Source organism: Roseateles cavernae (assembly GCF_040187885.1).
Lineage (GTDB): Bacteria > Pseudomonadota > Gammaproteobacteria > Burkholderiales > Burkholderiaceae_C > Roseateles_E > Roseateles_E cavernae.
The window spans coordinates 774,663-800,431 of record NZ_JBDPLH010000001.1; the positions used below are offsets into that span (position 1 = coordinate 774,663).

Sequence of the window (25,769 nt, forward strand, 5' to 3'; positions counted from 1 at the left end):
GACCAAGCAAGGAGCCCTTCATATGATCACCTGCCATCTCCGCTATGTGCTCGACCCGGCCAAGCTCAAGGAGTTCGAGCATTACGGCAAGCGCTGGATTCCGCTGGTGCGCAAGTTCGGCGGCATCCACCACGGCTATCTGCTGCCCTCGGAAGGGGCCAGCAATATCGCGCTGGCCTCGTTCTCCTTCCCCTCGCTGGCGGCCTACGAGCAGTACCGCATCCAGTCCTTCGACGACCCCGAGTGCCAGGCCGCGTTCCAGTACGCCGAGCAGACGCGCTGCTTTCTCAGCTACGAGCGCACCTTCTTCCGCCCGGTGTTCGAGTGATGCGGGACATGCCGGCCCTCGCGCTCTCCCCCGTTTCCCTCGCCGACCTCGACGAGCTGCACGAATTCGAGCAGCGCAACCGCGCCTTCTTCGAGGCATGGATCAATGCCCGGCCCAAGGACTACTACTCGCTCGACGGTGTGGCCCAGGCCATCGAAGCGGCGCGCCGCGATGCCGAGCAGGACCGGGGCTACCAGTTCCTGCTGCGTGAGGACGGGGTGCTGGCCGCCCGGGTCAATCTGAGCCAGGTGCGGCGCGCGCACTTCCACTGCGCCTCGCTGGGCTACCGGGTCGGCGAGCAGCACCAGGGCCGAGGCCTGGCCAAGGCGGCGGTGCGTCTGGCCCTGCAGCAAGCCTTTGCCGAGCTGGCGCTGTGGCGGCTGGAAGCGACATCGCGTGTCGAGAATCCGGCCTCGATCCAGGTGCTGACGGCGAATGGCTTTGTGCAGTTCGGTCATGCCCGGCGCTGCTTCCAGCTCGGCGAGGCCTGGTTCGACCTGCTGCACTTCGAGGCGCATGCCAAACCCCGTTGAGCCTGCCCATGTTTTTTTTCACCCTCAAGCCTGTCCTCTACATCCAGATCTCGCCCGAGCGCATCACGCTGAAGAACCTGAAGACCGGTGAGCTGATTGCCGAGGTGCCCGAGATGGCAATCACCGCCGCACCAAAGCCGACGATTCTGGCGGTCGGTCCGCAGGCGCGCCTGGCCTGCGCCGCGCAGGCGGCGCAGCTGCGCAACCCGTTTGCCCACCCGCGCAGCCTGGTGTCCGATTTCACGCTCGCCGAGCAGCTGCTCCGCTACTACGTGCACCGCATCCGTGGCCAGGCTTGGCTGAGCATCGCGCCGCGCATCGTGCTCCATCCGCTGGGCCAGCCCGCCGGCGGCTTCACCCAGGTCGAACGCCGGGCGTTCCGGGAATTGGCCTTGGGCGCCGGGGCTGCCGAGGCGGTGGTGTGGATGGGCCGCGTCCTCACCGACGAAGAAATACTGACCCGGCGCTTTCCGGCCGGCGAGGGTGAATGGGAATGATCAGTCCCCGCGCCGCCCCAAGCGCTCTACCAGCAAAGCCAGCTGCCGGCGCGCGCCCTCGCCGACGCTGATCTGCGGGTTGGAGTAGCCGTCGGTCTTGCCGGCCTCCTGCTCGCGGGCGTCGATGATGGGCCGTGCCGCCGCGTGCGCGGCCTCGAAGGACAGGGTGTGCTGGCGCAGCTGCTCGGCATACATGGCGCGGCCGAAGAAGGTCAGCTCGGAGCCCTTGCCGCAGCCGTAGGAGGTGTGCTCTGCGTCGGCCGCGCTCATCACCAGGCTGCCCGGCCCGGCCAGCGGCGCGATCCAGCTGCCCGAGTAGCAGGCCGAGACCGAGAGCACGCGCCAGCGGATGCCGGCCTCGTCCAGCCAGGTCTTGAGCATTTGGGGCGTCACCTCGTCCAGTGCCAGCGGATCGAGCGAGGCCGCCAGCTTGCCGTCCTGCGCGCCATGTGAGGTCAGGTGGATGAACAGGATGTCTTCGTCGCGATTCATCAGTGCGGCCATCTGCCGGATCGCGCGTTGCAGGTTCAGCGCCGTGGCCCAGGGGTGTTCGAGCGCCGTGCTGGCATGATTGACCAGCTGCAGGCTGCGGCCCTGGGCGCCGAAGCGATCTTGCATCAGCCCATCGACCAGCGCACTCTCGTTGCGGAACACGTCTTCGGGTGCATAGGGGGCGAAGGTGATCGAGTACAGCTCCACCTCGCCGCTGCGGCCGGCCTGCAGCGCCTGCAGCCGGCGCTCCAGCAGGGCCGGCTGCAGCTCCAGCAGTTCCTGGGTCAGGCGCAGCCTTGCGGGTTGCCCATCCTCGGTGGCTTCGGCATACCAGTGCGCGGAGGGCTGAACCCAGACCGGCAGGGCCGCCGCCGCCGCGACCAGCAGGCCCGCCGGCCAGCGCCGCCACGCCGTCGTGTCGCTGCGCCACAGCAGCAACCACTGGGCAGCGACCAGCCACAGCGTCGCGGCGCCCCACAGACCCCACCAGCCCCAGGGCCCCAGTTGCTGGTGCCAGTCCAGGCGCACGGCCGGCACCAGCACCAGGCTGGTGATGAGGGTGATGGGCAGGGCCAGAGCGATCAGCAGGCTGAACAGCGCAGCGCTGCTACCCTCCTCGCTGCGCGGCCTCAGCCACCAGCAGGCCCAGGCCAGCACCAGGGTGCCTATCCAGCCCTCCCACAGCGCGGGCCAGTAGAAACTGGCCGGGCCGGCGATATAGAGCCGTTCCGCCAGCAGCTGGACCGCGAGCAGGCTCAGCAGCAGTGCGGCGCAAAGCCCCGGTGTCGCCTGCAGCCCGCGCCAGTCCGGGCGCCGGAACAGCGCGCTGCGCAGCCCCTGCCGCCACCACAGACCCAGCGAGCCGGGCGCCGCCGCCGCTGTTTGCTGCTCATCTCCCTCGCTCATCACAAGCTCCTTTGGGCGCGAACTGTAGCGGGATCAAGGGGGCCGGGCCCGGTCACAGGCTTTTCATCTGCGCGGCCTAGCATCGCGCGCTTCTCCGCTCACCAGACATCGCCACCATGCGCACCATTCCGCTCCTGCTTGCCCTGCTCAGCGCGTTTGCGGCCCAGGCCCAGCAAGCCTTCCCCGCCACCCTGGCCGGCCACAGTGTGCTGCCGGCGCTGAGCTTTGTCAGCGCGCCCAAGAACGCGCCTGCCAGCCTGCGCACCTCGGGCAAGTACACCGCCCCCGACGGCCGCCGCGAGGACCGGCTGGAGGTGATCGCCGGCAGCTCCTATCTGTCGGCCAAGGGCGTGCCCAAGCCCACCGGCATCAGCCTGCCCTTCCGCGGCCAGCCGGTGCAGGGCTTCTCGGGCATCAAGGCGATGGCGGATGGCAGCTACTGGGTGCTGTCCGACAACGGCTATGGCAGCAAGGCCAACTCGGCCGACGCGATGCTGATGTTCCACCAGCTCAGGCTCGACTGGAAAAGCGGCGCCGTGCAGCGCCAGCAGACCGTGTTCCTTCACGACCCGGACAAGAAGCTGCCGTTCCTGATCGTCAACGAGGCCACGCCGCAGCGCTACCTGACCGGTGCCGACCTCGACATCGAATCGATGCAGTTCATCGGCGAGCATGTCTGGTTCGGCGACGAGCTGGGCCCCTATCTGCTGAAGACCGACCGCAAGGGCCGGGTGCTGGCGGTGTATGAGACCCTGGTGGACGGCAAGCCGGTGCGTTCGCCCGACCATTTCGCCGTCACCACGCCGGCCACGCCCGGCGCCTTCACGACTCCGGTGCGGCGCTCGCGCGGCTACGAGGGCATGGCCGCGTCCAAGGACGGCCAGTTCCTCTACCCGCTGCTAGAAGGCCCGCTGTGGAACGAGGCCTCCAAGCAGTGGGAGCACAAGGACGGCCGCGAGTATCTGCGCGTGCTGGAGTTCAATGTCGCCAAGGGCGAATGGACCGGTCGCTCATGGAAGTACGCGCTGGAGGCCAATGGCAACAATATCGGCGACTTCAACATGATCGACGCCGACACCGGCCTGATCATCGAGCGCGACAACGGCGAAGGCCTGGCCGACACCGCCTGCGAGGGCGCGCCCCGGCCCGACTGCCAGAATGTGCCGGCCCGCTTCAAGCGCGTCTACAAGATCAGCCTGAAGGACGCCGATGCCGATGGCTTCGTGCGCAAGATCGGCTATGTCGATCTGCTGGACATCCAGGACCCCAAGGGCCTGGCCCGGGTCGGCGGCAAGGATGGCCGCTTCAGCTTCCCCTTTGTGACGATCGAGGATGTCGACGTGGTCGACGCCGAGCACATCGTGGTCGCCAACGACAACAACCTGCCCTACTCCTCGGGCCGCCGGCTCGGCAGCAACGATGACAACGAGTTCATCCTGCTGCATGTGCCGGGGCTGCTGTCGGCGCGTTGAGCGTCAGGCTAGGCCTTACTTGTAGAAGGCCTCGACGGTGCCGGTGAGCTTGATCAGCAGCGGCTGGCCCTTGCGGTCGACCTTGCGGCCCACCGGCACCTTGATCCAGCCCTCGCTGATGCAGTACTCGGACACGTCGAAGCGCTCCTTGCCGTTCAGGCGGATGCCGACGTCGCGCTCGAACACGGCGGCGTCGTGAAAGGGGCTGCGCGGGTCGATCGAGAGGCGGTCGGGCATGGCCGCGGGTGTGGAGGGTTGCTGGTCTTCGCTCATGGCTTGGCAATCGATAAAAGGGTTCAAGAAAGCGCTATTTTCGCTGCTCGCCGCAGGCCCGTACCCGGGCGACGGTGTGTGGCAGCGCACAGACCCCGACCCTGCCGGGGTGCAGACTGGTGCTTTGACACAGTCGTGAGGGTCTCCCCATGTCCAATGCCATCGCCGCCCACAAGCATCGTGCCCGTCTGCATGTCCTGCGCGACAAGGTCAAACGCGCGCTGCGCGACCAGCAGCGCGGCATCCCCGGCGCGGACGCGCGCGTGATCGCGCACCAGGCGGCGCGGGCCGCCTACCGGGCCGCGCATCCGGCTTGATGTAGGACAAGCGCCGGGCCTGGCCCGCCACCCACAATGGCCGCATCCCAGTCCGAAGCGGAGATGCGCATCATGGCCAAGCTGACGAGGTTCCTGATCCTGGCTCTGCCGCTGCTGGTGGCCGGCTGCGCCGTGGAGCTGCAGAACACCGAGATGGTGGCGCGTGAGCGGGCCCAGCTGGCCGGGCCTTCGGGCTCGGTCTACACCGGCTGGCGCATCTTCCAGGACAAATGCGCCGCCTGCCACGGCAGCGCCGCCACCGGCGGCAAGGGCGCACCCGATCTGCTGCAGCGCGTGCGCGAGATCGGGCCGCAGCGCTTCGTCGGCCTGGTGCTGACACGCTATGACTGGAACCTCCCGGCGCTGCCGCCCGCCGGCGCCGCCCGCGAGGCCGCGCTGGAGGCCCTGTTGCAGCGCCAGCAGGGCGCGCTGACGATGCCGGCCTGGCAGGGCGAGCCCAGCGTCAATGTGCATATCGCCGATCTCTATGCCTATCTGTCGGCGCGGGCCGCCGGCACGCAGGGGCCGGGGCGGCCGGCGCCGTAGTGGCGCTGCGTTGAGGCCGCGCCATGGGTGAAGCACAAGCCGCCGGCGGCCTGGACGCCGCCACCGCCGCGCGCCGCCTGCGCGAGGAAGGCCCCAACGAGCTGGGCGTCAGCCAGCGCCGCGGGCTGCGCGATATGGCCTGGGATGTGCTCACCGAGCCGATGTTCCTGCTGCTGCTGGGTGCCGGCGCGATCTATCTGGCGATGGGCGACGCGCAGGAGGCGCTGATACTGCTGGGCTTCGTGATCATCATCATGGGCCTGACGGTGCTGCAGGAGCGCCGCAGCGACCAGGCCCTGACGGCGCTGCGCGACCTGTCCAGCCCGCGCGCGCGGGTGCTGCGTGACGGCGTGGCGCTGCGTATCGCGGGCCGCGAGGTGGTGCGCGAGGATGTGCTGATGCTGGCCGAGGGCGACCGGGTGCCGGCCGATGGGCTGCTGCTGGAAGCCCATGAACTGGCCACCGACGAATCGATGCTCAGCGGCGAATCGGAGCCGGTGGCCAAGCGCGCTGACGGCGATGCGGTGTTCGCCGGCACCCTGGTGGTCGGCGGCCAGGGCCTGGTGCGGGTGACGGCGGTGGGACGGCAGACCGAGCTGGGCCGCATCGGCCAGTCGCTGCAGCAGATCGGCCTGCAGGGCTCGCCGCTGCGCGACGAGATGAGCCGGCTGACGCGCCGCCTGCTCTGGATCGGCATGGCCCTGTGCCTGCTGCTGGTGGGCCTGCTGTGGGCGCTGCGCGGCGATGCGCTGCAGGCCCTGCTGGCCGGCATCACCTTGGCCATGGGGGTGCTGCCGCAGGAGCTGCCGGTCATCATGATCGTGTTCCTGGCGCTGGCGGCGCGCCGGCTGGCGGTGCAGCAGGTGCTGACGCGCCGCCTCAACGCCATCGAGACCCTGGGCCAGACCACCGTGCTGTGCGTGGACAAGACCGGCACGCTGACGCACAACCGCATGGCCGTGGCCACGCTGGTGGCCGGCGATGCCGAGCTGGATGTTGCTGCACTGCCGCCTGGTGCGCTGCCCGTGCCCTTTCACGCGCTGCTGGAGTACGCGGTGCTGGCCAGCGAGATCGCGCCGCACGACCCGATGGAGCTGGCCTTCCACCAGCTGGCCGGCCAGCAGCTCGCCGATACCGAACAGTTCTCGCATCGGCACTGGACGCTGGCGCGCGAGTACGAGCTCTCGCCCGAGCTGCTGGCGATGAGCCATTTGTGGCGCAGCGCGGCGCCGGCGGCCGCGCACGATGTGGTGGCCAGCAAGGGCGCGCCGGAGGCGGTGATGGCGCTGTGCCGTCTGCCCGAGGCCCGGCGCATGCAGTTGGCGGCCCAGGCGGCGCGCCTGGCCGACCGCGGCTTGCGGGTGCTGGCGGTGGCGCGCGGCCGGCATGCGCGCGACACGGCGTGGCCGGCGCTGCAGCAGGACTTCGATTTCGAGTGGCTGGGCCTGGTCGGCCTGGCCGATCCGCTGCGGCCCGAGGTGCCGGCGGCGGTGGCGCAATGCCAGCGGGCGGGCATCCGCGTCGTGATGATCACCGGCGACCACCCGCGCACCGCCCGGGCCATTGCCGAACAGGCCGGCATCGCCAGCGCCCGGGTGCTGAGCGGTGACGAGATGCAGGGCCTGGACGCCGCCGCGCTGGCGGCTACCTTGCGCGAGGTCAGCGTCTATGCGCGCGTCAAGCCGCAGCAGAAGCTGGCCCTGGTCGAGGCGCTGAAGGCGCAGGGCGAGGTGGTGGCGATGACCGGTGACGGCGTCAACGACGCGCCGGCGCTGAAGGCCGCCCATATCGGCATCGCGATGGGCCAGCGCGGCACCGACGTGGCCCGCGAGGCGGCGTCCCTGGTGCTGCTGCAGGACGACTTCGCCTCCATCGTCGGCGCCATCGCCGACGGCCGTCGCACCTTCGCCAATCTGCGCCAGGCCATGGTCTACACGCTGGCCGTCCATGTGCCCATCGTCGGCCTGGCGCTGCTGCCGGCGCTGTTCGGGCTGCCCCTGCTGCTGGCGCCGCTGCACATCGCCTTCCTGGAGCTGGTGATCGCGCCGACCTGCTCGCTGGTGTTCGAGGCCGAGCCCGGCGCCGCCGATCTGATGACGCAGCCGCCGCGCCGCAGCGGCGCTGCCCTGCTCGCGCGCCGCCACGTGCTGCTGAGCCTGCTGCAGGGCGGCCTGGTGACGGCGCTGAGCGTGGGCCTCTACATCTGGGTGCTGAGCCTGGGTCTGGCGCAGGGGGCGGCCAACACGGCGGCCTTCATCGCGCTGGTGACGGCCAATGCCGCGCTGATACTGCCCAGCCGCTCGGCGCGCAGCGGCTGGCGCCACCTCTGGCAAGGCCTGACCCCGGCCGCCGCCTGGGTGCTGGGCGGCACCCTGCTGGCGCTGACCCTGATCACGACGCTGCCGCCGCTGAGCCGGGCCTTCGGCTTTGCGGCGCTGCCGCCCGCCCTCTGGGGGGCAGCGGTGGCCGCCGGCCTGGCGATGATTGCGGTATTTCAGCTGGCCAAGCAGCGGCTGGGCCGCAGCGCGGCCGAGCCGCGCGTCAGCGGTCCGCTGCCTGCTCCTTGACCAGGCGCTGCATCAGCGCGAAGAAGCGGTCATAGAACTCGCCGGCCGGGATCGTCTCCGAGGCCACCTTGACCAGCGAGTCCTGGGTCGAGGACAGCGGCACCGAGATCGAGCCGATCGCGCTGACACCGATGCTGGTGGAGTTGGGGCTTTTCTTCAGCGTGTAGCGGTCCTGCTGGGCCGAGACATAGGCGGTGGACAGCTGGGTGCCGGTCTTGCCGTCGGGCACGCAGACCACGGTGAAGCCGATCTCCACATGCACCTCGCCCTCGGGCTGGAAGCGCTTGGCGCCGTTGATCAGGCCGGATTGCGCATTGCTGATCACATAGCCCTGGCTCAGCAGCGCACGGCGGGCGGCCTCGCAGGTGGTATCGACATCGGCATCGAACAGGCGCGAGAAGGTCTCGTCGGACTGGAAGCGTTCCTTCTGGTAGACCTGGGCCGGCCGCGTCGACTTGCCGAGCCCCGTGCCCAGGCCGCCGCAGGCAGCCAGGCCGGCCAGGCAGACGAGTCCGAGAACGGTGTGGCGGGCGCTGCGGCGCAGCAAGCCGGCAGACGGTGAGGGCGGCTGTATCGGGATCACGGGCTGCATTATCCCGTGCCGCGCTGTCATGGCCCGGTCACCGCCGCTGGCTATGGTGCGGGCCTTTGACCGTTCCAGTGAACCCCACCATGTCCTCGATGATGTCCCCGCGCGCCCAATCCCTGCTGGCCCTGCTGAGCCTGGCCCTGCTGTCCGCCTGCGGCAGCGATGACGATGGGCCCGCGGCCATCAACGCGCGCCTGCTGGACGGCGCGGTCGAGGGCGTGCAGTACAGCGCCAGCCCCTCGGGCCTGGCGGGCCGCACCGGTGCGAATGGCGCCCTGAGCTGCAAGCCGGGCGACCAGCTCAGCTTCAGCCTCGGCGGCGTGGCGCTGGGCCAGGCCGGCTGCGCGGCCGACATCACGGTCGGCGATCTGGCCGGCACCCAGGCGCTCGGCGAGGCGCGGCTGCAGAACCGCCTGCTGTTCCTGCAGGCGCTCGACGAGGACGACGAGGCCGCCAACGGCATCCGCATCAGCGAGGCCGTGGCCGCCGCGCTGGCCGGCAAGAGCCTGGACTTCGCGGCTCCGGCCGCCGCCTTCGATGCCGCGCTGAAGGCCCTGCTGCCGGCTGCGCTGCAGGACGGCTATGGCCAGCCCTACAGCGCCCGCACGCTGGGCGCGCTGCGCCGCCTGGCCGCCACCGATCACTACGAGGCCATGCTGGCCGCCGAGCTGGGCAAGACCGAGACCACCGCCAGCAGCCAGACCAGCGCTGGCGGCGAGGTCAGGATCACCAAGCATGAGCTGCGCGCCGAGGCTTCCCTCTACGTGCCCTATGAGGGCACCAACGCGGCCGCCAGGAAGGACTTCCCCAAGGGCTTCTACCCGGCCGTCGGCTCGGGCCTGGTGTTCAAGGGCAAGGCCGCCGACGGCAGCCTGGAGTTCTGGGGCATCACCGACCGCGGCCCGAATGGCGACAGCCCGAATGCGCCGCGCCCCGACAACAACGCTGCCAGCCTCAGCAAGATGTTTCTGGCGCCCGGCTTCACGCCATCCATCGGCACGATCAGCGTCGGCGCCAAGGGGGCGCAGCTGAGCAGCCTGCTGCCGCTGAAGTCCGACGCCAGCACCCGCATCTCCGGCCGCCCGCTGCCCTTCACCAGCATCGGCGCCAGCCTGGAGGTGCCGCTCAACGACGCGCTGCGCTACGACGCCGCCAAGGGCGGGCTCGACCCGCAGGGCCTGGACAGCGAAAGCCTGGTCTATGACGCCGCCGCCAAGGTCTTCTGGACCTCGGACGAGTACGGCCCCTTCATCGCCAAGATCGATGCCGCCAGCGGCCAGATCCTGAAGCGCTACGCCCCCGGCACCGGTGCCGGCAGTCTGCCCGAGGTGCTGAAGCACCGCCGCGCCAACCGCGGCATGGAAGGCCTGGCGATGGACGCCGCCAGCGGCAAGCTGCACGGCTTCCTGCAAAGCCCGATCGATCCGCTGGACGCGGCCGGCAAGTCCGTCGAGACCACCGACAGCGCCGATCTCGACCAGGACGGCAAGCGCAATGACAAGGTCAAGGTGCGCGACTTCGCGCAGTTCGCCCGCTGGATCGAGTTCGACCCCAAGACCGAGACCTCCAAGCTCTATGCCTACCCGCTGAGCTACGCGCTGGCCGGCGACAAATGGGACCGCAACCGAACCGGCAGCGCCAAGCTGGGCGATCTGGTCGCGCTGGGCCATGGCCGCTTCATCGTCATCGAGCAGGGCACGGACGCCAGCGGCGCGGTGCGCAACTTCCTGATGCTGGTCGAGCTGTCGGCCGATGCCAGCGATATCGCGGCCATCGGCATCGAGCTGGAGAAGAACAGCATCGACGCCAGCACGCCCAGCGCGCTGAGCTGGAGCCAGGTGGTCAAGCTGAAGAAGACCCTGCTGCTGGACCTGAACGCCGCCGGCTGGAAGGCCGAGAAGGCCGAGGGCCTGGCCCTGGTCGATGCCCAGACCGTGGCCCTGATCAATGACAACGACTTCGGCCTGCGCACCACCCTGGTCGACGCCGCCGGCCGCGCGCTGGACGGCGACCCGACCGCCTGCACCGTCGATGCCAACGGCGTCATCGTCAACGACGGCGCCTGCGCCGCCGGCGCGGTGGGCGTGCGCGTGGCGCGCGGCAACGAGATCGACCGCGGCACGCGGCTGTGGCTGCTGAAGTTCCCGAAGGCGCTGAGCAGTTACGCGATGCCTTGAACGACCGTTGGCGGCCGACCCGGAATGGGTGGAAGATGACGGGGCCTTTTTTCCCGAAAGTTCTTCATGTCCCAGCTCGTCTTCCGCCAACTGTTCGATCCCCAGTCCTCCACCTACACCTATCTGCTCGGCGATGCCGCCTCGGGCGAGGCCTTGCTGATCGACCCGGTGTTCGAGCAGGTGCGGCGCGACACCGCGCTGCTGCGCGAACTGGGCCTGCGCGCCATCGCGACGCTGGACACCCATGTGCATGCCGACCATGTCACCGGCGCCTGGTTGATCAAGGCCGGCAGCGGCAGCCAGATCATGCTGTCGGCGGCGGCCGGCGCCACCAATGCCGACCGGCTGCTGCGCCACGGCGAGCGGGTACATTTCGGCGCCCGCTACGTCGAGGTGCGTGCCACGCCGGGCCATACCGATGGCTGCCTGAGCTATGTGCTGGACGACCACAGCATGGCCTTCACCGGCGACAGCCTCTTGATACGCGGCTGCGGCCGCACCGACTTCCAGCAGGGCAGCCCGGCCCAGCTCTACCGCTCGGTGCAGCAGCAGATCCTCTCGCTGCCGCAGGCCTGCCTGCTCTATCCGGCGCATGACTACCGGGGTCTGACGGTCACCAGCGTGGCCGAGGAGCGGCGCTACAACCCGCGCCTGGGTGGCGATGTCAACGAGGCCGACTTCGCCGGCTATATGAACAACCTCGGCCTGCCTCACCCCAAGCTGATGGACATCGCCGTGCCCGCCAATCTGCGCTGCGGCCGGCCCGAGCCGGACAGCGCGGCGGCGCAGCAGGAACCGACCTGGGCGCCACTGAGCTGCAGCTTTGGCGGCATCTGGGAAATCCAGCCGGCGGCGCTGGACGAATGCCTGGCGGCCAATGACCAGGCCATCCAGCTGATCGATGTACGCGAGCCGGCCGAGTTCAGCGACAGCGCGCTGGGCCACATCCCCGGCGCCCGCCTGCTGCCGCTGGCCGAACTCGCCGCCCGCGACGGCGCCGAGATCGCCAGGGACAAGCCCGTCGTCACCATCTGCCGCTCCGGCGCCCGCTCGGCCCAGGCCACCGTGCTGCTGCAGAAGGCCGGCTTCACCCAGGTCGCCAATCTGGCCGGTGGCATGCTGCGCTGGCGGACCGAGGGGATGGGGGTGGAGGCCGGGGCGCAGGATTGAGCGATCCCCTCCGGCCGAACCAACCGGGCCCGAGATATGGGGTCCAGGAGCATCCTAGGGTCTGGCGACAGCAACAGGCAGTGCTGCGGGCCGTCCTTCCAGTGCCCGCACCCGCAAGAACAGCCAGCCGACGATGCTGAGATTCAGGAGATTCCATCCGATGCCGTTGACGAAGGCGGCGTCGTAGCTGCCCGTCATGTCGAATACCCAGCCCGACATCCAGCCACCCAGAGCCATGCCAAGCAGGGTGGCCATGATGACCGTGCCAACCCTGGAGCCGGCCTCCTGCGGCGCGAAGTGCTCGCGCACAATGATGGCGTAGGTCGGCACGATGCCGCCCTGGAACAGGCCGAACAGGGCCGAGATCAGATAGAGGGAGACCAGGCCGTCGAAGGGCAGGAACAGCAGCAGCGCCAGGCCCTGCAGGGCCGAGCCCAGCAGCAGCGTCCGGATACCGCCGATGCGGTCACAGACGAGGCCGAACACCAGGCGGCTGACGATGCCGCAGGCCAGCATCAGCGAGAGCATCTGGGCGCCGCGGGCGGCGCCAAAGCCCAGGTCTGAGCAATAGGCCACGATATGGACCTGGGGCATGGCCATCGCCACACAGCAGGCCACCCCGGCCACGCAAAGCAGGAACTGCGCCTGCAAAGGACGCAGGCCGAATGGGCGGCTGCGGTCGAACACCGGGGCCCCGGCACTCGCCGGTGCAGAACTGACCAGGGGCGGGCGCTGCCGCATGCCCAGCGACAGCGCGAAAACACCCAGCCCGCACACCAGGCCGAGCAGCATATAGGTGTGGCGCCAGCCTAGGGTCTCGATGCCGTGCTGCACGATGGGCGGCCAAATCGCGCCGGCGATGTAGTTGCCACTGGCGCAGACGGCCACGGCGATGCCGCGCCGCCGGTTCCACCACAGGGCGGTGTCGGCCAGCAGCGGCGCGAAGGTGGATGAACTGCCGAAGAATCCCAGCAGGCCATGCGCCAGGCCGAAGGCCCAGATGCTGCCCGACAGGCCGGCCCAGACAAAGCCGCCGCAGACCGCCAGCGCGCCGACCCACAACACCGGCATCAGGCCATAGCGGTCGGCCAGTCGCCCGGTCCAGATGCCTCCCAGCCCCAGGCAGACCATCATCAGCGTGTAAGGCATGGCGGCCTCGGCCCGGCCGATGCCGAATTCGGCCTGCACCGTGGGCAGCACGACAGCCACCACATACATGCTGCTATTGCCCAGCACCACCAGGCCCAATGTGACCAGCAGGCGCCACGCGGCCTGGCGTGAGTCGATGAGGGAGGGGTCGGCCGGGGCGGTGCTCAGCATGCTGCCGAATTTACTCGAAAGGTGTCGTCAAGCGCCTGGGGCTTGCTCGGGCATGTAGGCAAGCCGCTGTAGCACCTTGGTGCTACATTGATGACACTCCAGGAGCGCTGCCCATGTCGACCACCACCATCCGTATCGAAGACGAGCTGAAGGCGAGGGTTGCTGCCGCTGCGGAGCGGGCGGGCAAGACCTCGCATGCCTTCATTGTGGACGCCATCGCCCAGACCGTTGAGCAGGCCGAGCAGGACGACCGGTTCCACCGGATCGCCGACCAGCGTTGGGAAGAGATACTGGCGACCGGCAAGACAGTGGCTTGGGACGAAGCGCGCGCCTATCTGGCGGCCAAGGCCAGCGGCCAGCCGGCGCGCAAGCCCACCGCACGCAAGCTGGGTCGCTGACGCTCTCGCCCCACTTCATGACCCGCATCGAACTCGCGCCGGCGGTGCTGCGTGACTTTGATCGCATCTTTGACCATGTCGCGGGCTTCGATCCCGGTAATGCACCAGCTCGTATTGAGGAGATCCTGCAGGCCCTGCAGCTGCTGAGCAGCAGCCCGCTGATCGGCCGTCCGGTACGCGGCGACAAGCGCGAACTGGTGATCGGGCGAGCGACGCGCGGCTATGTGGCCCTGTACCGCTACGTCGCCGAACTCGATACGGTGTTCGTGCTGGCGGTGAAGCATCAGCGGGAGGCGGGGTTTGGGGCGTAGCCGGCGCTGCACCGCACTCAATTGGGGGACGCGGAGCAGTGGTGTTGGGCCAAGGGGGGCATCTAGCTCGCAGCAGCGCTAAACCCAGAGGCGCAGGTACCTGCAGGTTCTTACCGGCAACCCGTTGGTCAGCCAGTTAATCCGTGGCGGCAAGCCCGAAGTCGTGATTTGGCTGGCGCCGTATCTATCCGTCGCAGGACGTGTTTATGGGAAGCGCAAGGCCTGACCCTACCGCCGCTTGTCGTTACAGCTGGCGCCCGTGGGCGCACGCGCAGAAGAACATGCGACGATTGCGACCAGAAAAAACGGCGCGCACCATATGAGCATTCAGTTCCTCAAGACGGATTTCGAAAAGGTTAGCTACATGCTCAACTTGCTTGTTGCGCATGCGACAGGAAAGCCAGCCGAATCCAGCGAGTACGAGGCCCTTCGGCATCAACTGCTTTCTGACCCACTGATCGCAGACGCGCTACCTGTCTGGATAAAGACTCATCGAAGCTTGGAGTCATTCTGGGGTTTCATTCAGCCAAAGTTCAAATCCTATGCAGAACGTCGCACCTATCTATCCGAGCAGTTCACACCACTGCTTGACGCGCTTGAGTTCGATGACATCAAGTCCTTGCAGAACCCCACGACCGCACGTAAGCCGCACGGAGGAACTGCAGTCACGCGGAACAAACGGAAGGTCTTCATCGTTCACGGACGAAACAACGAGGTCAAGCAAGAAGTCAGTCGCTTCATCGAGCGACAGGGAATAGAAACCATCATCCTCCACGAACAAGCTAGCGCCGGGATGACCATCATTGAGAAGATTGAGCACTACTCAAATGATGCGGACTTTGCCTTGGTTCTCTATACCGCCTGTGATCATGGTCGCGGCGCCCATGAGACAAAGATCCCACCGAAGAATCGCGCGCGGCAGAACGTTGTGTTTGAACATGGGTACCTCATGGCCAAGCTCGGACGCGAGAATGTTTGCGCCCTCGTCCAGGGCGACATCGAAACTCCCAATGACATCAGTGGAGTTGTCTACGTTTCTCTTGATGCATTTGGAGCGTGGAAGTCCGAGGTGATCAAGGAGCTCAAAGCTTGTGGCTACAGGGTCGCTGAGTTTCCTTGAGGAGACGCAGGGGTAAACCTTCCGCATTGCAGAGCTCAGCCTCAAGGCCACCCATCACCCCCTCACATACCCCGCCAAATGCCGCCCCGTCAGCGTCGACCGCGCCTTGACCAGCGCGGCGGGTGTGCCCTCGAAGACGATGCGGCCGCCGTCGTGGCCGGCGCCGGGGCCGAGGTCGATGATCCAGTCGGCGTGGGCCATCACGGCCTGGTGGTGCTCGATCACGATGACCGATTTGCCGGCGTCGACCAGGCGGTCCAGCAGGCCCAGCAGCTGCTGCACATCGGCCAGGTGCAGGCCGGCGGTGGGCTCGTCCAGCACATAGATGCCGCCCTGCTCCGACATATGGCTGGCCAGCTTGAGGCGCTGGCGCTCGCCGCCGGACAGCGTGGTCAGCGGCTGGCCCAGGCGCAGATAGCCCAGGCCCACATCGGCCAGGCGTTCAAGAATGGCTGCAGCGGCCGGCAGGCGTGCCGCGCCGGCGCCGAAGAAGGCCCGGGCCTCGGCCACCGACATCGCCAGCACCTCGCTGATGTCGTGGCCACCCAGGCGGTGCTGCAGCACGGCGGCCTGGAAGCACTTGCCCTCGCAGTCCTCGCAGGGGCTGGCGACGCTGGCCATCGGCCCGAGCTCGGTGTAGACGACGCCGGCACCGTTGCAGCCGGGGCAGGCGCCCTCGGAATTGGCGCTGAACAGCGCGGGCTTGACCCCATTGGCCTTGGCGAAGGCGCTGCGAATCGGGTCCAGCAGGCCGGTGTAGGTGGCCGGGTTGCTGCGCCGCGAGCCGCGCACCCCACCCTGGTCCACGAAGACCACGCCGGCGCCGGCCGGCATCGCGCCGTGCAGCAGCGAGCTCTTGCCCGAGCCGGCCACGCCGGTGACCACCACCAGCAGGCCCAGCGGAATGTCGACATCGACATCGCGCAGATTGTTGGTGTTCGCTCCCCGTATCGAGAGCGCGCCGCTGCGCTGGCGCAGCTGCGGCTTCAGCGCGGCCCGGTCGTCGAAATGGCGGCCGGTCAGCGTGTCGCTGGCGCGCAGGCCCGCGACGCTGCCTTCGAAGCAGACCCTGCCGCCGGCGCTGCCGGCGCCGGGGCCGAGGTCGACCACATGGTCGGCGATCTGGATGGTCTCGGGTTTGTGCTCGACCACCAGCACCGTGTTGCCCTTGTCGCGCAGGCGCAGCAGCAGCTCGTTCATGCGCTGGATGTCGTGCGGGTGCAGGCCGATGGTGGGCTCGTCGAACACATAGCTGACATCGGTCAGCGCCGAGCCGAGATGGCGGATCATCTTGACCCGCTGGGCTTCGCCGCCCGACAGCGTGCCCGAGGGCCGCTGCAGCGACAGATAGCCCAGGCCGATCTCGACAAAGGAGTCCAGCGTGTGGGTCAGCGCGGCCAACAACGGCGCCACCGTTGGTGCTTCCAAACCGCGCACCCAGTCGGCCAGCTCGCTGATCTGCAGCGCACAGGCCTCGGCGATATTGAGCTTGCCGATCCGCGAGGAGCGGGCCGCCTCGCCGAGCCGGGTGCCGGTGCATTCGGGGCAGGTCGTGAAGCTCACGGCCCTCTCCACGAAGGCGCGCACATGGGGCTGCAGCGTGTCCACATCCTTGGACAGCATCGACTTCTGGATCTTGGGGATCAGGCCCTCGTAGGTCAGGTTGATGCCGTCGACCTTGATCTTGGTCGGCTCCTTGTACAGCAGGTCGTGCAGCTCCCGCTTGGTGAACTTGCGGATCGGCTTGTCGGGGTCGAAGAAGCCGCAGCCATTGAAGATGCGGCCGAACCAGCCGTCCATGCTGTAGCCGGGTATCGTCAGCGCCCCTTCGTTGAGCGACTTGCTGTCGTCATAGAGCTGGCCCAGGTCCATATCGCTGACCGAGCCCATGCCCTCGCAGCGCGGACACATGCCGCCCAGGCGGGTGAAGCTCTGCTTGACGGCCTTGCTGCCGGCGCCGCGCTCGACCTCGATCACCCCCACGGCCCGCACCGAGGGCACGTTGAAGGCAAAGGCACTGGGCGGGCCGATCTGCGGCTGGCCGAGCCGGCTGAACAGGATGCGCAGCATCGCGTTGGCGTCGGTGACCGTGCCCACGGTGGAGCGGGCGTTGGCGCCCAGGCGTTCCTGGTCCACGATGATGGCCGTCGTCAGCCCTTCCAGCACATCGACCTCGGGCCGCGCCAGCGTCGGCATGAAGCCCTGCACAAAAGCGCTGTAGGTCTCGTTGATCAGGCGCTGCGATTCCGCCGCGATGGTGCCGAACACCAGCGAGCTCTTGCCCGAGCCCGAGACCCCGGTGAACACCGTCAGCCGGCGCTTGGGCAGCTCGACGCTGATGTCCTTCAGATTGTTGACCCGCGCGCCCTGCACGCGGATGCGGTCGTGGCTGCCGCGCGGCTCGATGGTTTTGGCCGGCTTGGCGGTTTTTTTCGTGGCCCTCATGTCTGTTTGTCTCCCTGGGTTCGTCGGCTGGGCGCCTGGCGAGGTGTTGTCGGATCATCGTAAATCCAGGAATACAGAAATCCGGGTATGCCGAAAGTAAGGAAGTCGGAAAAGTCCTGCCGAGCCGCCCGGGTTTGCCCCTGCATCCCAAGCTGGTGCGCCGGGCGTAGACTGGCCCGAGGAGTGAGGCACCGATCTGGCGCGAGTTCGCCCTGTTCTGGACGGTGAGCCCTGCTCGCTTAGCCCCATGCAGGAGGTCAGCCAGGTGCAGCCCAGCGACATCGCCGATCCGGCCTATTTCCACAAGGTCGTCGACTGCCAGTGGGCCTGTCCGGCCCACACCCCCGTTCCCGAGTACATCCGCCTGATCGCCCAGGGCCGCTATGACGAGGCCTATCTGGTCAACTGGGTGTCCAACGTCTTCCCGGGCGTGCTGGGCCGCACCTGCGACCGGCCCTGCGAGCCGGCTTGCCGGCGCGGGCGGGTGGAAGAGGTCAATGCACAGAAGCCCGAGGCTGTCGCGATCTGCCGGCTCAAACGCGTGGCGGCCGACAACAAGAGTGAGGAACTGCGGGCAATGCTGCCGGTGCCGGCGGCTCGCAATGGCAAGCGGGTCGCCTGCGTCGGTGCTGGACCGGCGTCGCTGACGGTGGCGCGGGATCTGGCGACCCAGGGCTATGCGGTGACGGTGTTTGACGGCGAGGCGAAGGCGGGCGGTTTCATCCGGACACAGATCCCACGCTTTCGTCTGCCCGAGAGCGTGATCGACGAGGAGTGTGGCTACATCCTGGGCCTGGGCGTCGAGCTGCGCGCCGGCCAGCGCATCGCGTCGATGAAAGCGCTGCTGGCCGAAGGCTATGACGCGGTGTTTGTCGGCAGCGGTGCGCCGCGCGGGCGAGACCTGAGCCTGCCGGGTCGGCAGGAGGCCGCCGCTGACATCCATATCGGCATCGACTGGCTGGCATCCGTATCTTTCGGCCATATCACGGCGGTCAAGCCCAGAGTCATCGTGCTGGGCGGCGGCAATACCGCGATGGACTGCTGCCGCTCGGCCCGCCGGCTCGGGGCCGAGTCCGTCACGGTGGCGGTGCGCAGCGGCTATGCGCAGATGAAGGCCTCGCCCTGGGAGAAGGAGGATGCGCAGCACGAGGGCATCCCGATACTGGACTTCCAGCAGCCGCTGGCCTTCGAGCATGACGGCGCGGGCCGGCTGACCGGCCTACGCTTCAAGCGGGTGCAGCAGGGCGACGAGATCGTGATCCCCTGCGACGAGGTGCTGATCGCCGTGGGCCAGGAGAACGCCTTCCCCTGGATAGAGCGCGATGCGGGCATAGACTTCAACGAGCAGGGGCTGCCGGTGCTCGACGCGATCAGCCACCAGTCCAGCCTGCCGCAGGTCTTCTTCGGCGGCGACGCCGCCTTCGGGCCCAAGAACATCATCTGGGCCGTGGCCCATGGCCATGAGGCGGCGGTGTCCATCGACCGCTTCCTGCATGCCGAGCCGGTGAGCAGGCGACCGCCGCCGCACGTCAATCTGCTGTCGCAGAAGATGGGCATCCACGAGTGGAGCTACGACAACAACCCGTCCAACGATCTGCGCAACAAGGTGCCCTGGACCGCGGCCGACAAGGCGCTGGCCAGCATCCGGGTCGAGGTGGAGCTGGGCTTCGATGCCGCCACCGCCTTCAAGGAGGCGCAGCGCTGCCTGAACTGCGATGTGCAGACGGTTTTCAGCGACAAGCTCTGCATCGAGTGTGATGCCTGCGTCGACATCTGCCCGACGGACTGCATCAGCTTCACCGAGAACGGCGAGGAGACCGAGTTGCGCCAGCGGCTCAAGGCACCGGCGCTGAACCTGAGCCAGGACCTGTATGTCAGCGGCGCCTTGAAGACCGATCGCGTGATGGTCAAGGACGAGGACGTCTGCCTGCATTGCGGCCTGTGCGCCGAGCGCTGCCCGACCGGGGCCTGGGATATGCAGAAGTTCCTGCTGCTGACGACCAAGGCGGGACCGGGCTGCCGGGATCATGCGGTCAGGAGAACGACATGAGCCGCATCGAGGCCACGAACGACTTCGTCGTCAAGTTCGCCAATGTCAACGGCTCGGGCTCGGCCTCGGCCAATGAGCTGTTCGCGAAAGCGATCCTGCGCATGGGCGTGCCGGTCAGCCCGCGCAATATCTTCCCCAGCAATATCCAGGGCCTGCCGACCTGGTACGAGGTGCGTGTCAGCGAGGCCGGCTGGCTGGGCCGGCGCGGCGGCGTCGACCTGATGGTGGCGATGAACCCGCAGACCTGGGCCCAGGACGTGGCCGAGGTCGAGCCGGGTGGCTATCTGTTCTACGACTCGACCCGGCCGCTGGGCCCCGAGTCGGTGCCGCGCAGCGACATCCATGTGCTGGGCATGCCGGTCACCGCCATCTGCAACGCCACCTACGAAGACTCGCGCCAGCGCCAGCTCTTCAAGAACATCATGGTGCTGGGGGCGCTCAGCCAGCTGATGGAGATGGACCCGGCCGAGATCGAGACGCTCTTTGCCGAGCAATACCGCGGCAAGGAGAAGCTGCTGGACTCGAATGTGCGGGCCCTGCATGCCGGCCGCGAGTTCGCGCGCGACCACCTGGGCCAATCCTTGGAAGGAGGGCTGCGGCTGAAGGTCCGGCGTGCCGACCGGATCGGCGAGCGCATCTTCATCGAGGGCAATGCCGCCACCGCGCTGGGCTGCGTGTATGGCGGTGCGACGGTCTGCGCCTGGTACCCGATCACGCCCTCCTCCTCGGTGGCCGAGGCCTTCCAGAAATACTGCGCCAGCTACCGGGTCGATCCGCAGACCGGGCAACACCGCTACGCCATCGTGCAGGCCGAGGACGAGATCGCCTCGATCGGCATGATCACCGGCGCCGGCTGGAACGGCGCGCGCGCCTTCACCGCGACCTCCGGCCCCGGCGTCTCGCTGATGACCGAGTTCCTGGGCCTGGCCTATTTCGCCGAGATCCCGATCACCATCATCGATGTGCAGCGCGGCGGCCCTTCGACGGGCATGCCCACCCGCACCCAGCAGGCCGATCTGCTCAGCAGCGCCTATGCCTCGCATGGCGACACCAAGCATGTGCTGCTGCTGCCCGAGGATCCGAAGGAGTGCTTCGAGCATGCGGCGGCCGCGCTGGACCTGGCGGACCGGCTGCAGACCCCGGTCTTCGTGATGAGCGATCTGGACATCGGCATGAACCAGCGCCTGTGCGAGCCGCTGGCATGGGACGAGGCGCGCGCCTATGACAGGGGCAAGCTGCTGAGCGCCGAACAGCTGGACGCCGGTGCCCACCAAGGTCGCTACGAGGATGTCGACGGCGACGGCATTCCCTGGCGCACCCTGCCCGGCACCCATGCCAGCAAGGGGGCCTACTTCACGCGCGGCACCACCCGCAATGCCCGGGCGCAGTACTCCGAGGCCGGCGCCGACTACCTCTACAACGTCGAGCGCCTGCAGAAGAAATTCGCCACCGCCGCGACCCTGGTGCCGCAGCCGGTGCTGAAGCCGGCGGCGGTCAAGACAGTGCTGGGCGTGATCTATTTCGGTTCCACCGCGCCGGCGATGGACGAGGCCCTGCAGGCCCTGGCCGAGGCCGGCATCCATCTGGACGGGCTGCGGCTGCGCGCCTTCCCCTTCCCGGCCCTGGTCGGCGAGTTCGTGCGCGCGCACGAGCAGGTCTTCGTCGTCGAGCAGAACCGCGATGCGCAGATGCGCACGCTGCTGATCACCGAGCTGGAACTGAATCCGGCGCGCCTGAGCAAGGTGCTGCATTTCGACGGCACGCCGATCACCGCACGCTTCATCACGCAGGCGATCACCCGCCATGTGCATGCCCTCGCCACCACGCCCCGCCAGGAGCCGGCATGACCTACCTCGCCAAACCCAAGCTCCACCACCCCTCGCTGCAGAAGAATGCGGTCGGCTACACCCGGCGCGACTACGAGGGCAAGGTCTCGACCCTGTGCGCCGGCTGCGGCCACGACTCGGTCTCGGCCGCCATCGTCCAGGCCTGCTGGCAGCTCGACATCGCGCCGCACCGCGTCGCCAAGCTCTCGGGCATAGGCTGCAGCTCCAAGACCCCGGACTATTTCCTCGGCGCCAGCCATGGCTTCAATACCGTGCACGGCCGCATGCCCAGTGTGCTGACCGGCGCCAACCTGGCCAACCGCGAGCTGCTGTATCTGGGCATCAGCGGCGACGGCGACTCGGCCTCGATAGGCCTGGGCCAGTTCGCCCATGCGATGCGCCGGGGCGTGGCCATGGTCTATATCGTCGAGAACAACGGCGTCTACGGCCTGACCAAGGGCCAGTTCAGCGCCACCGCCGACCGCGGCTCGACGGCCAAGAAGGGCGCGACCAATCAGGATGCCGCGATCGACCTGGTCAGCCTGGCCCTGCAGCTGGGTGCCAGCTATGTGGCGCGGGGCTTCAGCGGCGACAAGGGCCAGCTGGTGCCGCTGATCGAGGGCGCAATCAAGCATCGCGGCGCGGCCTTCATCGATGTGATCAGCCCCTGCGTCGCGTTCAACAACCATGCCGGCAGCACCCGCAGCTACGACCATGTGCGCGAGCACAACGAGGCGCTCAACCGCATTGACTTCATCGAGCTGGCGCCCGAGCAACAGGCTATCGGCGACGAGGCCGTGATCCTGCTGCCGCAAGAGGACGGCAGCCAGATGCGATTGCGCCGTGTCAAGGCCGACTATGACCCCACCGACCGCATCGCCGCGATGAACCAGGTGGCGGCGCTGCAGGCCGCCGGCGAGATCGCCACCGGCCTGCTCTTCGTCGACCCGCACCCGCGCGATCTGCACCAGGGCCTGAACACGGTGACCACGCCGCTGAACCGGCTGGGCGAGCGGGAGCTCTGCCCCGGTGCAGCGGTGCTGGCCAAGATCAACGCGGGGCTGCGCTGAGGCAGCCCTCAAGCCAGGAGCGAGACAACCATGCGCATCGATCCCTATCTCTTCTTCACCGGCCGCTGCGAAGAGGCCATCAAGTTCTACGTCAGCGAGCTGGGCGCCGAGCTGCAGATGATGATGCGCTTCTCGGACAGCCCCGAGCCGGCGCCACCGGGCATGGTGGCGCCGGGCAGCGAGCACAAGATCATGCATGCCTCGCTGCTGATCGGCGGTGCCCTGCTGATGTTGTCCGACGGCGACTGCAGCGGCGCCGACCCGGCCGCCGCCTTCAAGGGCTTCTCGCTCTCGCTGGACTGTGCCGACGAGGCCGAGGCACGCCGTGTCTTCGACGCGCTGGCCGGCCAGGGCGGACAGGTCACGATGCCGCTGGGCCCGACCTTCTGGGCCCCGCTGTTCGGCATGGTCAGCGACAGGTTCGGCGTCGGCTGGATGGTGGGGGTGGCGGCTGAGCCCGAGGCCTGATCGATTTTCTGGCGGCCGGTGCTACTGGCCTGCTGCCGCCATCGCCTCCAGAGCCTTCAGCGCCGCCGGATGCTGCGGCACCGCCAGGCCCTGGCGGGCGTTGGCGGCGGCGATCTGGGCACCCTGGGCGCTGCCGCGAGCGGTCAGGTCGCCGCCCTGGCCGAACACGAAACGGGTCAGCGCGCCGACCTCGGAGTCCGACAGCTCCGGCGCGGCCAGCAGCAGCGCGGCGGTCGCGACCGTGCTGATCTCGGCGCTCTGGCTTGCATAGCTGCCGCGCGCGATGCGGTGCGCGAACAGGCCCGAGGGCGCGGCGCTCAGCCGGGAGATGGCGCGATCGGACAGCGGCAGCAGGCGCAGCGGCAGCTCGGACAGCGCCTCGCGGAGGCTGTCGGCCGGCACGCCGATGACCTGGATCAGCGCATCGACCCGGCCCTGGCGCAGCGCCACCAGGGCTTCGCCCAGCGGCAGCTCGACGGCCCGGATGTCAGTGTCGGCCAGCTCATGGGCGCGCAGCACGCGCAGCGCGGTCAGCCGCGAGGCCGAACCCGGCACGCCGATCGCGATGCGCTGGCCGCGCAGATCGGCCACCGTCCTGGCCTTGGAGTCGGCCGCGACCAGCACATGGACCGGCTCCGGATAGAGGCTGCCGATGGCGCGCAGCGCGGCGTCGGGCCCGTCGGCGGCGAAGGCCTCGCTGCCCTGGTAGGCGGCCAGCGCCGCATCGCCCTGGGCCAGCGCCAACGCGACCTTGCCGGCGCGCAGCAGGCGCAGGTTCTCGTCGCCGCCGCGCGTCACCAGCGGCACGGTGCGCGCGCCCTGCTGCGACGACAGGGCCTGCACAAAGCGCAGATACTGGCCGCGCTCCGGGCCGGCGGCGATCGCATAGCCGTCGGCCGCGCGGGCCAGGCGCGCGCGTATCGCCGCATGGGCGGCGGCCAGTTCTTCCTCGATCAGCGCGGCCTGGGCCGGCGCCGAGTCACGCGACACCGCCTCCACCACCTTGCGCATCGCCTCCAGCAGGGTCGCGGCGCGGCCGGCCGGCGCATTGCTGGCATAGCTGGGCGCGGCGGCGGGCTGGTAGCCGCCGGGCGCCACGGCCAGCCATTGATCGCCGTCGCGTTGGTAGATCGCCGTGCCATGGACGCGCACGAGGTCGCCGGCCTTGTTGCCGCCGGCCGTGATGCCCACCAGGCCTTTGGGCCCGGCGCCCAGTGCCGACACCAGACCGGCCACGCCGGGCGAGTCCCAGCCGCCGAAGTCGAAGTCGCGCTTCAGCCGCAGCGCGATGTCGTAGTAGACGATGCGGCGCGTCTGGCCGTCCGGTGCCTTGCTGTCGGACTGCGAGCCGCGGCGCTGCAATTCGTGCAGGCTGACCGTGCCCTCGGGCAGGGCCTGGGCCAGACGGGCCTGCAGATCGCGCTGCAAGGTGTCGGTGTCGGCGACGCGGCCGCAGGCGATCAGCAGCGGCAGCAGCACGAGGCCGATGAACAGGGTTCGTAGCGTCATCTCAGCCTCCGATCAGCGGCAGGGTCAGGGTCAGCACCACCGCGTTCATCAGATCGATGAAGAAGGCGCCGGCCAGCGGCACGATCAGATAGCTCTGCGGCGCCGGCCCGTAGCGGGCCGTGATGGTCTGCATATTGGCCATCGCGGTGGCGGTCGAGCCCATGCTGAAGCCGATCAGCGCCGCCGACGAGACGGCGGCCTCGTAGTCGCGGCCCATGAAGCGGAAGCAGACGAACACCGTGTAGAGCACGATGAAGACCACCTGGGCCGCGATCATCAGCACAAAGGGCCCGGCCGACAGCGCCACCTCGACCAGGTTCAGTGCCATCATCGTCGTCACCAGGAACAGCGACAGGCAGATCGTCGAGATCAGGTCCGAGGCCCGGTCGTCCAGGCGCATGCCGGCGAAGGGCAGCAGATTGCGTATCGCGACCCCGACCACCATGCACCACAGAAAGCTCGGTATCGTCACCGCGCCGCCGCCGAAGCGCCCGGCCAGCCATTGGCCCGCCACCACGGCCGCCAGGATGCCGGCCAGCGCGCCCATCATGCCCAGGCTGTTCAGCGTGGACTCGGATTCATGGCGTGCTTGCGGATCGGTGCTGCCCGCAGCGGCGCTCGCCTCGGCGCGCAGGCCGTGGCGCTTGATCAGGTACTGGGCCACCGGGCCGGCAATGATGCCGCCGACGATCAGGCCCAGCGTCGCCACCGTCATCGACAGCTCCATCACCGACTGCAGATTGTTGACCTCGGCAAAGCGCTCGGCATAGGCCGCGCCGGTGCCATGGCCGCCGACCAGCGTGATCGAGCCGCCCACCAGGCCGAAGATCGGGTGCTGGTCCAGCGCCAGCGCGACCGCGATGCCGACCCCGTTTTGCACCAGGATGTAGGGGAACAGCACCAGCAGGAAGATCAGCAGCGCCCGCCCGCCGCGCCCCAGCATGCGCAGATCGGCGCACATGCCGACGCCGGCGAAGAACATCAGCAGCAGCACCGGCTTGAGCGTCTGGTCGATCTGCAGCCTGAAGTCGGTGATGGCAAAGACCAGCGAGGCCAGCGCCGCGAACAGCAGGCCGCCGGTGATCGGGTCGGGGATGTTGTAGCGCGACAGCAGGCCGATGCGGCGATTCAGCAGGCTGCCGATCAGCAGCACGACGGTGGCCGCCAGCAGCGAGGCGAGGGGATCCAGACTCATTGAACTTCCTAGGAGGGGGGCCGGTGGCGGCCGCAAACGTGGCCCCGATTGTCCCGCCCTGACGCAGATCAGTCATTTCGCCGGGCCGTGATGTGCGATGTGGCGCACCGCCGTGCCGCCGCGCGTGCGGCTGGAGCCGGTCGCGCGCTATCCTGTGGTCGTGGCGTGCCAGGTAGTTGCGGACATTCCG

General features: G+C 68.6%; 23 protein-coding genes. 16 read left to right on the forward strand and 7 right to left on the reverse strand.

The window, feature by feature from the left end:
* Nucleotides 1-22 precede the first annotated feature (22 nt).
* The 3 genes from ABGI63_RS03810 to ABGI63_RS03820 are packed head-to-tail and all read left to right on the forward strand — an operon-like array spanning nt 23 to nt 1,358.
* The gene (locus ABGI63_RS03810) at nt 23-328 is read left to right on the forward strand and encodes an NIPSNAP family protein (protein WP_349741131.1); all 306 of its coding nucleotides are present in this window, start codon (nt 23-25) and stop codon (nt 326-328) included.
* Nucleotides 329-336: 8 nt separating this feature from the next.
* Nucleotides 337-861 carry a GNAT family N-acetyltransferase gene (locus ABGI63_RS03815; protein WP_349741132.1) on the forward strand — a complete coding sequence of 175 codons (525 nt, stop codon included), beginning with the start codon at nt 337-339 and terminating at the stop codon, nt 859-861.
* 8 nt (nt 862-869) lie between these two features.
* Complete coding sequence (locus ABGI63_RS03820; protein ID WP_349741134.1) at nt 870-1,358, forward strand: rod shape-determining protein; 489 nt, start codon at nt 870-872, stop codon at nt 1,356-1,358.
* Here ABGI63_RS03820 and ABGI63_RS03825 read toward each other — a convergent pair whose 3' ends face one another.
* The gene (locus ABGI63_RS03825) at nt 1,359-2,756 is read right to left on the reverse strand and encodes a C13 family peptidase (protein ID WP_349741135.1); all 1,398 of its coding nucleotides are present in this window, start codon (nt 2,754-2,756) and stop codon (nt 1,359-1,361) included.
* A gap of 116 nt (nt 2,757-2,872) precedes the next feature.
* Here ABGI63_RS03825 and ABGI63_RS03830 point away from each other — a divergent pair, with 116 nt between their 5' ends.
* Nucleotides 2,873-4,228, forward strand: coding sequence for an esterase-like activity of phytase family protein (locus ABGI63_RS03830; RefSeq protein ID WP_349741136.1), 1,356 nt, complete (start codon nt 2,873-2,875; stop codon nt 4,226-4,228).
* A 15-nt stretch (nt 4,229-4,243) separates the two neighbouring features.
* Here the strand turns inward: ABGI63_RS03830 and ABGI63_RS03835 are convergent, their stop codons facing one another.
* Complete coding sequence (locus ABGI63_RS03835; protein WP_137944865.1) at nt 4,244-4,501, reverse strand: DUF3297 family protein; 258 nt, start codon at nt 4,499-4,501, stop codon at nt 4,244-4,246.
* A gap of 149 nt (nt 4,502-4,650) precedes the next feature.
* Here ABGI63_RS03835 and ABGI63_RS03840 point away from each other — a divergent pair, with 149 nt between their 5' ends.
* Genes ABGI63_RS03840 through ABGI63_RS03850 form a run of 3 tightly spaced genes read left to right on the forward strand, consistent with a single transcriptional unit; the run spans nt 4,651 to nt 7,931 of the window.
* Complete coding sequence (locus ABGI63_RS03840) at nt 4,651-4,818, forward strand: hypothetical protein (RefSeq protein ID WP_349741137.1); 168 nt, start codon at nt 4,651-4,653, stop codon at nt 4,816-4,818.
* Nucleotides 4,819-4,854: 36 nt separating this feature from the next.
* A complete protein-coding gene (locus tag ABGI63_RS03845) occupies nt 4,855-5,364 on the forward strand; it encodes a c-type cytochrome (protein WP_349741138.1) in 510 nt (169 codons plus the stop codon).
* A 23-nt stretch (nt 5,365-5,387) separates the two neighbouring features.
* Nucleotides 5,388-7,931: a cation-translocating P-type ATPase gene (locus ABGI63_RS03850; protein ID WP_349741139.1), complete on the forward strand. Its 2,544-nt coding sequence runs from the start codon at nt 5,388-5,390 to the stop codon at nt 7,929-7,931.
* Here the strand turns inward: ABGI63_RS03850 and ABGI63_RS03855 are convergent.
* On the reverse strand, nt 7,906-8,514 hold the full coding sequence (locus ABGI63_RS03855; protein WP_349741140.1) for a DUF2242 domain-containing protein: 609 nt from the start codon (nt 8,512-8,514) through the stop codon (nt 7,906-7,908). The two genes, ABGI63_RS03850 and ABGI63_RS03855, sit on opposite strands and share 26 nt — an antisense overlap.
* An 89-nt stretch (nt 8,515-8,603) precedes the next feature.
* Here ABGI63_RS03855 and ABGI63_RS03860 point away from each other — a divergent pair, with 89 nt between their 5' ends.
* On the forward strand, nt 8,604-10,697 hold the full coding sequence (locus ABGI63_RS03860; RefSeq protein ID WP_349741141.1) for an esterase-like activity of phytase family protein: 2,094 nt from the start codon (nt 8,604-8,606) through the stop codon (nt 10,695-10,697).
* 66 nt (nt 10,698-10,763) lie between these two features.
* The gene (locus ABGI63_RS03865) at nt 10,764-11,867 is read left to right on the forward strand and encodes a rhodanese-like domain-containing protein (RefSeq protein WP_349741142.1); all 1,104 of its coding nucleotides are present in this window, start codon (nt 10,764-10,766) and stop codon (nt 11,865-11,867) included.
* Nucleotides 11,868-11,921: 54 nt separating this feature from the next.
* On the opposite strand, the gene ABGI63_RS03870 is transcribed toward ABGI63_RS03865, so the two are convergent.
* A complete protein-coding gene (locus ABGI63_RS03870) occupies nt 11,922-13,187 on the reverse strand; it encodes an MFS transporter (protein ID WP_349741143.1) in 1,266 nt (421 codons plus the stop codon).
* Nucleotides 13,188-13,300: 113 nt separating this feature from the next.
* On the opposite strand from ABGI63_RS03870, the gene ABGI63_RS03875 reads away from it, so the two are divergent.
* The 3 genes from ABGI63_RS03875 (at nt 13,301) to ABGI63_RS03885 (ending at nt 15,016) form a co-directional block, all read left to right on the forward strand.
* Complete coding sequence (locus ABGI63_RS03875) at nt 13,301-13,585, forward strand: ribbon-helix-helix protein, CopG family (RefSeq protein ID WP_349741144.1); 285 nt, start codon at nt 13,301-13,303, stop codon at nt 13,583-13,585.
* Nucleotides 13,586-13,602: 17 nt separating this feature from the next.
* Complete coding sequence (locus ABGI63_RS03880; protein WP_349741145.1) at nt 13,603-13,896, forward strand: type II toxin-antitoxin system RelE/ParE family toxin; 294 nt, start codon at nt 13,603-13,605, stop codon at nt 13,894-13,896.
* Between the two features lie 259 nt (nt 13,897-14,155).
* A complete protein-coding gene (locus tag ABGI63_RS03885; RefSeq protein ID WP_349741146.1) occupies nt 14,156-15,016 on the forward strand; it encodes a TIR domain-containing protein in 861 nt (286 codons plus the stop codon).
* Nucleotides 15,017-15,070: 54 nt separating this feature from the next.
* On the opposite strand, the gene ABGI63_RS03890 is transcribed toward ABGI63_RS03885, so the two are convergent.
* Nucleotides 15,071-17,461, reverse strand: a complete 2,391-nt coding sequence (locus ABGI63_RS03890; RefSeq protein WP_349741147.1) for an ATP-binding cassette domain-containing protein — start codon at nt 17,459-17,461, stop codon at nt 15,071-15,073.
* A 265-nt stretch (nt 17,462-17,726) separates the two neighbouring features.
* Here ABGI63_RS03890 and ABGI63_RS03895 point away from each other — a divergent pair, with 265 nt between their 5' ends.
* The 4 genes from ABGI63_RS03895 to ABGI63_RS03910 are packed head-to-tail and all read left to right on the forward strand — an operon-like array spanning nt 17,727 to nt 22,875.
* Complete coding sequence (locus tag ABGI63_RS03895; protein ID WP_349741703.1) at nt 17,727-19,511, forward strand: FAD-dependent oxidoreductase; 1,785 nt, start codon at nt 17,727-17,729, stop codon at nt 19,509-19,511.
* Entirely contained in the window at nt 19,508-21,358 is a 1,851-nt protein-coding gene (locus ABGI63_RS03900) for a 2-oxoacid:acceptor oxidoreductase subunit alpha (RefSeq protein ID WP_349741148.1), read from the forward strand. Before ABGI63_RS03895 ends, ABGI63_RS03900 begins: the two co-directional genes overlap by 4 nt.
* A complete protein-coding gene (locus ABGI63_RS03905) occupies nt 21,355-22,407 on the forward strand; it encodes a 2-oxoacid:ferredoxin oxidoreductase subunit beta (RefSeq protein ID WP_349741149.1) in 1,053 nt (350 codons plus the stop codon). The genes ABGI63_RS03900 and ABGI63_RS03905 overlap by 4 nt, the downstream gene beginning before the upstream one ends.
* A gap of 30 nt (nt 22,408-22,437) precedes the next feature.
* The gene (locus ABGI63_RS03910; RefSeq protein ID WP_349741150.1) at nt 22,438-22,875 is read left to right on the forward strand and encodes a VOC family protein; all 438 of its coding nucleotides are present in this window, start codon (nt 22,438-22,440) and stop codon (nt 22,873-22,875) included.
* Nucleotides 22,876-22,896: 21 nt separating this feature from the next.
* Here ABGI63_RS03910 and ABGI63_RS03915 read toward each other — a convergent pair whose 3' ends face one another.
* Both ABGI63_RS03915 and gltS read right to left on the reverse strand, forming a co-directional pair.
* Nucleotides 22,897-24,384, reverse strand: a complete 1,488-nt coding sequence (locus ABGI63_RS03915) for a TAXI family TRAP transporter solute-binding subunit (protein ID WP_349741151.1) — start codon at nt 24,382-24,384, stop codon at nt 22,897-22,899.
* A 1-nt stretch (nt 24,385) separates the two neighbouring features.
* Nucleotides 24,386-25,579, reverse strand: coding sequence for a sodium/glutamate symporter (gene gltS, locus ABGI63_RS03920; RefSeq protein WP_349741152.1), 1,194 nt, complete (start codon nt 25,577-25,579; stop codon nt 24,386-24,388).
* Nucleotides 25,580-25,769: the final 190 nt, after the last annotated feature.

What these genes read in the sequence shown, in the direction of transcription:
- ABGI63_RS03850 (WP_349741139.1), top strand. Translation starts at nt 5,388, where the DNA reads ATGGGTGAAGCACAAGCCGCCGGCGGCCTGGACGCCGCCACCGCCGCG.
- ABGI63_RS03840 (WP_349741137.1), top strand. Translation starts at nt 4,651, where the DNA reads ATGTCCAATGCCATCGCCGCCCACAAGCATCGTGCCCGTCTGCATGTC.
- ABGI63_RS03905 (WP_349741149.1), top strand. Translation starts at nt 21,355, where the DNA reads ATGACCTACCTCGCCAAACCCAAGCTCCACCACCCCTCGCTGCAGAAG.
- ABGI63_RS03890 (WP_349741147.1), bottom strand. Translation starts at nt 17,461, where the DNA reads ATGAGGGCCACGAAAAAAACCGCCAAGCCGGCCAAAACCATCGAGCCG.
- ABGI63_RS03825 (WP_349741135.1), bottom strand. Translation starts at nt 2,756, where the DNA reads ATGAGCGAGGGAGATGAGCAGCAAACAGCGGCGGCGGCGCCCGGCTCG.
- ABGI63_RS03845 (WP_349741138.1), top strand. Translation starts at nt 4,855, where the DNA reads ATGGCCGCATCCCAGTCCGAAGCGGAGATGCGCATCATGGCCAAGCTG.
- ABGI63_RS03830 (WP_349741136.1), top strand. Translation starts at nt 2,873, where the DNA reads ATGCGCACCATTCCGCTCCTGCTTGCCCTGCTCAGCGCGTTTGCGGCC.
- ABGI63_RS03810 (WP_349741131.1), top strand. Translation starts at nt 23, where the DNA reads ATGATCACCTGCCATCTCCGCTATGTGCTCGACCCGGCCAAGCTCAAG.
- ABGI63_RS03880 (WP_349741145.1), top strand. Translation starts at nt 13,603, where the DNA reads ATGACCCGCATCGAACTCGCGCCGGCGGTGCTGCGTGACTTTGATCGC.
- ABGI63_RS03820 (WP_349741134.1), top strand. Translation starts at nt 870, where the DNA reads ATGTTTTTTTTCACCCTCAAGCCTGTCCTCTACATCCAGATCTCGCCC.
- gltS (WP_349741152.1), bottom strand. Translation starts at nt 25,579, where the DNA reads ATGAGTCTGGATCCCCTCGCCTCGCTGCTGGCGGCCACCGTCGTGCTG.
- ABGI63_RS03870 (WP_349741143.1), bottom strand. Translation starts at nt 13,187, where the DNA reads ATGCTGAGCACCGCCCCGGCCGACCCCTCCCTCATCGACTCACGCCAG.
- ABGI63_RS03915 (WP_349741151.1), bottom strand. Translation starts at nt 24,384, where the DNA reads ATGACGCTACGAACCCTGTTCATCGGCCTCGTGCTGCTGCCGCTGCTG.
- ABGI63_RS03865 (WP_349741142.1), top strand. Translation starts at nt 10,764, where the DNA reads ATGTCCCAGCTCGTCTTCCGCCAACTGTTCGATCCCCAGTCCTCCACC.
- ABGI63_RS03835 (WP_137944865.1), bottom strand. Translation starts at nt 4,501, where the DNA reads ATGAGCGAAGACCAGCAACCCTCCACACCCGCGGCCATGCCCGACCGC.
- ABGI63_RS03875 (WP_349741144.1), top strand. Translation starts at nt 13,301, where the DNA reads ATGTCGACCACCACCATCCGTATCGAAGACGAGCTGAAGGCGAGGGTT.
- ABGI63_RS03860 (WP_349741141.1), top strand. Translation starts at nt 8,604, where the DNA reads ATGTCCTCGATGATGTCCCCGCGCGCCCAATCCCTGCTGGCCCTGCTG.
- ABGI63_RS03910 (WP_349741150.1), top strand. Translation starts at nt 22,438, where the DNA reads ATGCGCATCGATCCCTATCTCTTCTTCACCGGCCGCTGCGAAGAGGCC.
- ABGI63_RS03900 (WP_349741148.1), top strand. Translation starts at nt 19,508, where the DNA reads ATGAGCCGCATCGAGGCCACGAACGACTTCGTCGTCAAGTTCGCCAAT.
- ABGI63_RS03815 (WP_349741132.1), top strand. Translation starts at nt 337, where the DNA reads ATGCCGGCCCTCGCGCTCTCCCCCGTTTCCCTCGCCGACCTCGACGAG.